Here is a 6146-nt window from a genome sequence, read left to right as displayed (position 1 = left end):
ACAGGTAACGATGAAGATTGGTTAAGCTCAGCAAAACTTCCTATAATAATTTTTTGATAAATTCAGCATCTACAGCTCCATAGAAGTTTAACCGGATCCCTCTGGGGCTGATCAGTTCCATCACTGGATGAACGGATCGCTGTGCCGCATTCGTCTCCACTTTTATGGCAAGGAAACCTTGGGTAGATTTCTCGGACGGACGTGCTTTACGCACCCAATAATTGAATTTACTGAAACTGATGCCTTTTTCCTGGCAATAGCCGATCTGACTTAAGCCACTATGTTGCCAATCGTTTACGTGGCGTAACATTTCTGATTGTAATCCTTGGTTCATTTCCCTGACTGTTTAATTTTCAGAAGCGAATCTAGAAAATTAGATAATCTGACCGGGAACGGTTTTTACCGAACGCTTACCTCCTTAGAGCATTGCTGTTGGTGCTATTCAAGCCATATAATCTATAAGCTTTGCCATGCTGACCGGTATAGGATGCTCCGATGCAGTACAACCCTTTGGAGGAGGAATTGCTTCCTGGTTCATTGGAGTAAATCACTGAACCATCTTTATTGGTTTTTCCATTGCACGCTAGTCCAGCAGTAAGGACTTTATTCGTTTTAAGATCTATTACAAAGAATCGGTAGTTATTGGAAGGTTTAGTTAAATCGACATAAAAGATGATGTCACTATTGTATTTGTCTTCTAAGAGATGTCTGATTTGCTCAGCGTAAGTATTGATTTGACTTTGAGGCACATGGAAAGTGCTCGGTTTAGTTTTATATCCGATATAAATGAGTGTGAATAATACCAGTCCGAAAGCTAAGAGGTAATAGAACTTCATAATTTAATTAACAAACTTAAATAAATGGGTCAGGCTTAATATCATTATAATCAGGGTCAAATGGATCAGGCTTATCATCATCATCATCATCATCATAATCAGGGTCAAATGGATTAGCGCTTTTATTGCAAAGGTTTTCCTCGGCATACCTTGGGTAGCCTCCCATAAAATCACCTAGAAATTGAAGGCCCATCTCCCATATATCATTATTGTCCTCCTCTGCAAGTAACATGTTATCAATACCAATCAGATGGAGCCTTCCTGCTATCTGGTTCTCTGATACGAGTTGCATTTCTTGAAGTATTGCTGCTGCATCGATGTCCTCCTGAAGGAATAAGACATCGTAAAGGAATAGATAATAGTGCTGTGGTTGTAAATGCAGACTTAGCTCTGGAAGTACATCTTCAGCTTTTAAAGAATTTTCCTTCGCCTGTTGTAAAAGCTGTACATCAGTTAGCACTGGCTGCAATATATACTCATTTGCTGCTTCTTCTAGCGATAGTATAAATTCAGCGATATCTGCTAGAACGAAATCTTCTTTTAATGCAAAAAACTGGAATAACTCTGAGTATTTAAGCGTAAAAGGTAAACCATAATAAGTCATAAGGGCTTGTTCGGTTTCCACCATTTTTAGCATCAGATCATTTAATTCTTCATCTGAGTGGTTGGTCACTAGTTGATGCCAAAGGTGCGCCCTGGCAATGTAGTCTAATAATAATTCGGGAAATTCAGTATCATTCGAGTAGCTAGGAGTATCATTCATAAAGCTAAAGGTATTTGAATTGAACATATTTATGTGTAATAAAAAATGATTATTTATCTTCCGGTAATTAATGACTTAATTGTACTTTAAAGATTCAAAACCAGAGGGTATGATATGTGTTTTTTAACCAGCCAATAAATTATTATGCGCTAAAAATGATCAGTTATGAAAGAGCAATACCTATGGGTTCAGGAATCGAGAAATGCGTTATTTAACTATTGCAAAAGTATATCTGCCAAAGATCTATTAAATGAAAACTCTTCGTTTGGGATAGGTGGTAGTATAAGGAATTTACTGGTTCATATTGCGAATACGTATGAAGCATGGATTGCAATTAGAGGTCTTAATAAAAATTTGGTGTTTACAGAATATGATTCCATAAAGACCATTGAGGATATGATTATTTTATTTGATCGTATTGACGATTATGTTCTGGAATTTATCAGTCGGTATGAAAATTCATCCTTGCTGCTTATTCGTATCGATGTTAAAGGGGTGGAAAAGGATATTGAACCTTCAAAGTTGATTTTTCATGTGATGACACATGAGTTTCATCATAAAGGCCAGATTTTGTCTATTAGTCGTCATTTAGGATATGTTCCTGTGGATACAGATATCATTAGATTTTGAATTTGGTCTTTATAAAAGATGTATTTCTGTTAACTGTTTGCAATTCATTTGAGCTTCTTTTTCCTCTACAAAAGCTTTGTATTCCGTAATAAACATATAAATGAACCTTAATTTATAGTTCCATAAATCCTGGAATTCTACTTTTTTGATGATTTCATTATTTAGTGCCACCGCATGCAGCTTCGATGCGAGTTGATTATTAGCAACAATCCGTATTTCTTTGAGGAGATCTTCTGCGCATATTGTGCCTTCCAGGAACAGATGTTCGTAGATGAATTCGTAATAAGGTTCAGCATTCAAGTTCAGGCTTAATTCAGGAATAAGCTCTTCAGCAATTAGAGAATCTTCTTTCGCCCGCTTGAGCAATTGTAAATCTGGAAGTAGTTTCACATAGAAAATTTATTTATCGACACTCACAATCTCTCTTTGTATATTAATGCTAAGGTACTTGTATAAAATCTTTTTACACGGATAAAAACAAGTAATTTTAAAAGAGACTATATTGTTGCGTTGATTTAATTAATAATCGGCTAATGATTTTTTAATGTAAACTTAACACCTGGTTCCTTACTTTATAGCTGGTAATAACGATATGATATTAAAAAATACGAAGAAGCATTCGCTTCAATTACTCATCCTTATATATGCTGTAATTGTGGGCTCTACCTGTAAAGCGCAGTTGCCTACTAATAATCCTAAAGCACCGAAGGTTCTACTGCCCAATGGATGGTCTTTGAGTCCTGCGGGCCGGTCATTGCCACTTGGTGATCTTCCTCTGAACATGGTTTTGTCGCATGATAAGCAAATGCTTGCTGTCACCAACAATGGCCAGAGTGAGCAGGTGATCCAATTGATTGATCCTAAAAATGAAAAATTGTTGGATGAGGTTTCTATTGCGAAGTCCTGGTATGGGATCCGGTTCAGCGATGATGATAAAAAGTTATATGTATCAGGAGGGAACGATAATATCATTTTAGCTTATGCTATTGCTGGTAGGAAAATTGGGAAAGCGGATACGCTTACTTTGGGTAAACCATGGCCGGTTAAGATTAGTCCGGCGGGATTAGATATAAACAATAAAACGAATCGTTTATATACAGTTACCAAGGAAGATAGTGCCTTGTATGTATTTGATTTGAAAACAAAAGCGGTCGTAAAGAAAATCGACCTGCAGCATGAAGCTTACTCTTGTTTGCTCAGTCCAAACAAGCTTAAATTATATATTTCACTTTGGGGTGGTGCCAAGCTGCTGGTTTATAATACGGTAACAGGTAAAATTGGAAGTGAAATTCCTACAGGCAACCATCCGAATGAAATAGTATGCAGCAAGAATGGTAAGTATGTTTATGTGGCCAATGCCAATGATAATTCGGTATCGGTTATTAGCACTGCTACCAATAAGGTGATTGAAACTATTTCTGCAACATTGTATCCAACAAAACTTACTGGATCTACTACCAATGGATTAGCCTTATCTGCTGATGAAAAATTGCTTTATATTGCTAATGCAGATAATAATTGCCTGGCTGTATTTAATGTTTCTGTTCCGGGGAAAAGTGTCTCAAAGGGTTTTATTCCTACGGGATGGTATCCCACGAATGTGAAAACCTATGGAAGTAAGATCCTGGTGGCTAATGGTAAAGGTTTTGCATCTATGGCTAATCCGCAGGGGCCTCAGCCAATTAAGAAGACGGATAATAGCGGTTACCAGACCGGTATTACAGATAAAAAGAAGGTTCAGTATATTGGGGGACTTTTTAAAGGAACGCTTTCTATAATTGATCAGCCTTCGGAAGCAAGGTTGAATACCTATTCTAAACAGGTTTATGCGAATACGCCCTTTAGTCTTCAGGTTGAAAAAGAGGCTAAAGGGGAAGATGGAAATCCAATACCGATGAAAAAGGGTGATGTCTCGCCAATTAAACATGTTTTTTATATCATCAAAGAGAACCGTACGTATGATCAGGTTTTGGGGGATATGAAGGAGGGAAACGGTGACACAAGTTTATGTATTTTTCCTGAACGGGTAACACCTAATCATCATGCATTGGCCAGACAATTTGTATTACTGGATAACTTTTATGTGGATGCGGAGGTGAGTGCCGATGGTCATAACTGGAGTATGGCTGCTTATGCAACGGACTATGTGGAAAAGACATGGCCAATCAGTTATGGTGGCAGGGGTGGTACGTATGATTATGAAGGGAGCAGAAAGATTGCTTTTCCGAAAGATGGTTTTATTTGGGATTACTGTAAGCGTGCCGGACTTAGCTATAGAACGTATGGGGAATTTGGAGAAAATGGGAAGGCTAATATCAAAGCTCTGGAGGGTAGGGTATGTCCGGGTTATGATGGTTTTGATCTGGATATTAAAGATGTTGACCGGGTTAAGGTATTTAAACATGATTTTGATTCGCTAATGGCTATCAATCAGGTGCCGCAGTTTAGTTCCATACGGATAGGAAATGACCATACTAGCGGACAGAAAATAGGGAAGATCAGTCCTATTGCAGCGCTTGCTGACAATGATCTTGCCTTGGGTCAGTTAATTGAGTATATTTCTAAAAGCTCGATTTGGAATGAAACGGCAATTTTTGTTTTAGAAGATGATGCCCAGAATGGTCCGGATCATATTGATGCGCATCGGTCGCCTGCTTTTGTGATCAGTCCTTATGTGAAAATGGGGTCTGTGAACCATACGATGTATTCTACTTCAGGAATTCTTAGGACCATGGAACTGATTTTGGGTTTACCTCCAATGAGTCAGTATGATGCAGCTGCTTTACCACTTTTTAATTGTTTCAGCAGTAAGCCTGATCTGAAACCATATAGTTCTCTGGGTTCAAACATCGATCTTAATCTGCGCAATATTGCCGTGAATACAAGTTCTAAAAGATCGGAATCGTTCAATTTTGCGAAGGAAGATGCTGCTCCGGATCTTGACTTGAATGAAGTGGTTTGGAAATCGGTGAAAGGGGAGGACTCTGTGATGCCTGCTCCTCGGAGAAGTGCATTTGTGAAGCTGGAACTGAAAAGTGATGATGATGAGGACTAATTAGCGAAACATACTTAACCTTTTATTACAATGAAAAACATTTTTTTAGCTGCATTGCTTTGTACTGGTGTGACTGCTTTTTCTCAGCAACCCAATGTAATCAATTCTGTAAAAACCCTATCGGGCGTACAGCAGCCTTTTCTGTTTTCGGTGTCTACTTTAACGGAACCTGGCTGGAATATCAACTACTCAGGTAGTTATGGAAAAAATACAACCAATCCTTTTGGATTTAATGGGGTAGACCAGCAGTTTGCTGTTTCAGGGTACTTGGGCTCCCGCTTTACTTTATATGCTAAAGCAGGGATTGGATTTAATGAATCTGGGGGTATCCGCAGTTTGCAACAGGTAGAAGTCATCCGGGATTTGATAGGCGGTGGCGGAAAAGCTCAGGGTTTTCGGTTTGGTACAGGTCTGGGTGTAAGACGTGAATGGACGAACGAGAACGTTGTATTTAGCAGGTTAACTGCAGCTTTGGGTAATAAGTTATGGAATCTGGCAGGTAATCTACTGATCGAAAAAGCTTTTGATAAAGATAGGGATGAAGTTGACCTGATCACTGCTGTTGGTTTTCACCATAAATTAGGTAAACAATTCTTTGCTGGTTTTGAAGCTGCTGGTGAAGATCTGGAAGGCTTTTGGGATAAAGATGAGGCTGAAGGGGGTGCTAAACTTTTTATTGGTCCATCGGTCAATATGACTACTAAAGATTCGCACTTCTTATTTTCGCTTAGTGGAGGACCGATTATTTATGCTACTTCAAGTACTCGTAATATCGATAGTGCACCTAGGGATCTTAATCTTTCTAATAATGGGTATACCGTCAGGTTTAGGGTTGGGTTTAAGTGACGAAATAACATTATGC

Annotated in this window: 7 protein-coding genes; 3 read left to right on the top strand and 4 right to left on the bottom strand. The window is 38.5% G+C overall.

All coding sequences use genetic code 11. The features are described 5' to 3' along the window. Positions 1 to 40 precede the first annotated feature (40 nt). The 3 genes from tnpA to ADIARSV_RS17720 form a co-directional block, all read right to left on the bottom strand. A complete protein-coding gene (gene tnpA, locus ADIARSV_RS17730) occupies positions 41 to 334 on the bottom strand; it encodes an IS66 family insertion sequence element accessory protein TnpA (protein ID WP_016197024.1) in 294 nt (97 codons plus the stop codon). Between the two features lie 76 nt (positions 335 to 410). After that, a complete protein-coding gene (locus tag ADIARSV_RS17725) occupies positions 411 to 836 on the bottom strand; it encodes a murein L,D-transpeptidase catalytic domain-containing protein (RefSeq protein WP_016197023.1) in 426 nt (141 codons plus the stop codon). Between the two features lie 16 nt (positions 837 to 852). Next, on the bottom strand, positions 853 to 1599 hold the full coding sequence (locus ADIARSV_RS17720; RefSeq protein WP_152439938.1) for a hypothetical protein: 747 nt from the start codon (positions 1597 to 1599) through the stop codon (positions 853 to 855). A gap of 165 nt (positions 1600 to 1764) precedes the next feature. On the opposite strand from ADIARSV_RS17720, the gene ADIARSV_RS17715 reads away from it, so the two are divergent. Next, positions 1765 to 2229 carry a DinB family protein gene (locus tag ADIARSV_RS17715; RefSeq protein WP_016197021.1) on the top strand — a complete coding sequence of 155 codons (465 nt, stop codon included), beginning with the start codon at positions 1765 to 1767 and terminating at the stop codon, positions 2227 to 2229. A gap of 9 nt (positions 2230 to 2238) precedes the next feature. Here ADIARSV_RS17715 and ADIARSV_RS17710 read toward each other — a convergent pair whose 3' ends face one another. Next, on the bottom strand, positions 2239 to 2619 hold the full coding sequence (locus tag ADIARSV_RS17710; protein WP_040300566.1) for a hypothetical protein: 381 nt from the start codon (positions 2617 to 2619) through the stop codon (positions 2239 to 2241). Between the two features lie 202 nt (positions 2620 to 2821). Between ADIARSV_RS17710 and ADIARSV_RS17705 the strand changes: the two genes are divergently transcribed. Together ADIARSV_RS17705 and ADIARSV_RS17700 are read left to right on the top strand one after the other, a co-directional pair. Then, the gene (locus ADIARSV_RS17705) at positions 2822 to 5284 is read left to right on the top strand and encodes a bifunctional YncE family protein/alkaline phosphatase family protein (RefSeq protein ID WP_052017052.1); all 2463 of its coding nucleotides are present in this window, start codon (positions 2822 to 2824) and stop codon (positions 5282 to 5284) included. A gap of 30 nt (positions 5285 to 5314) precedes the next feature. Then, positions 5315 to 6130 carry a hypothetical protein gene (locus ADIARSV_RS17700; RefSeq protein ID WP_016197017.1) on the top strand — a complete coding sequence of 272 codons (816 nt, stop codon included), beginning with the start codon at positions 5315 to 5317 and terminating at the stop codon, positions 6128 to 6130. The last annotated feature ends 16 nt before the right edge of the window (positions 6131 to 6146 follow it).

This window comes from Arcticibacter svalbardensis MN12-7 (genome assembly GCF_000403135.1).
In the GTDB taxonomy this organism is placed as follows: Bacteria; Bacteroidota; Bacteroidia; order Sphingobacteriales; family Sphingobacteriaceae; genus Arcticibacter; species Arcticibacter svalbardensis.
This window is presented reverse-complemented; position numbering and strand designations above follow the sequence as displayed.

What these genes read in the sequence shown, in the direction of transcription:
- ADIARSV_RS17725 (WP_016197023.1), bottom strand. Translation starts at nt 836, where the DNA reads ATGAAGTTCTATTACCTCTTAGCTTTCGGACTGGTATTATTCACACTC.
- ADIARSV_RS17720 (WP_152439938.1), bottom strand. Translation starts at nt 1,599, where the DNA reads ATGAATGATACTCCTAGCTACTCGAATGATACTGAATTTCCCGAATTA.
- ADIARSV_RS17700 (WP_016197017.1), top strand. Translation starts at nt 5,315, where the DNA reads ATGAAAAACATTTTTTTAGCTGCATTGCTTTGTACTGGTGTGACTGCT.
- tnpA (WP_016197024.1), bottom strand. Translation starts at nt 334, where the DNA reads ATGAACCAAGGATTACAATCAGAAATGTTACGCCACGTAAACGATTGG.
- ADIARSV_RS17715 (WP_016197021.1), top strand. Translation starts at nt 1,765, where the DNA reads ATGAAAGAGCAATACCTATGGGTTCAGGAATCGAGAAATGCGTTATTT.
- ADIARSV_RS17705 (WP_052017052.1), top strand. Translation starts at nt 2,822, where the DNA reads ATGATATTAAAAAATACGAAGAAGCATTCGCTTCAATTACTCATCCTT.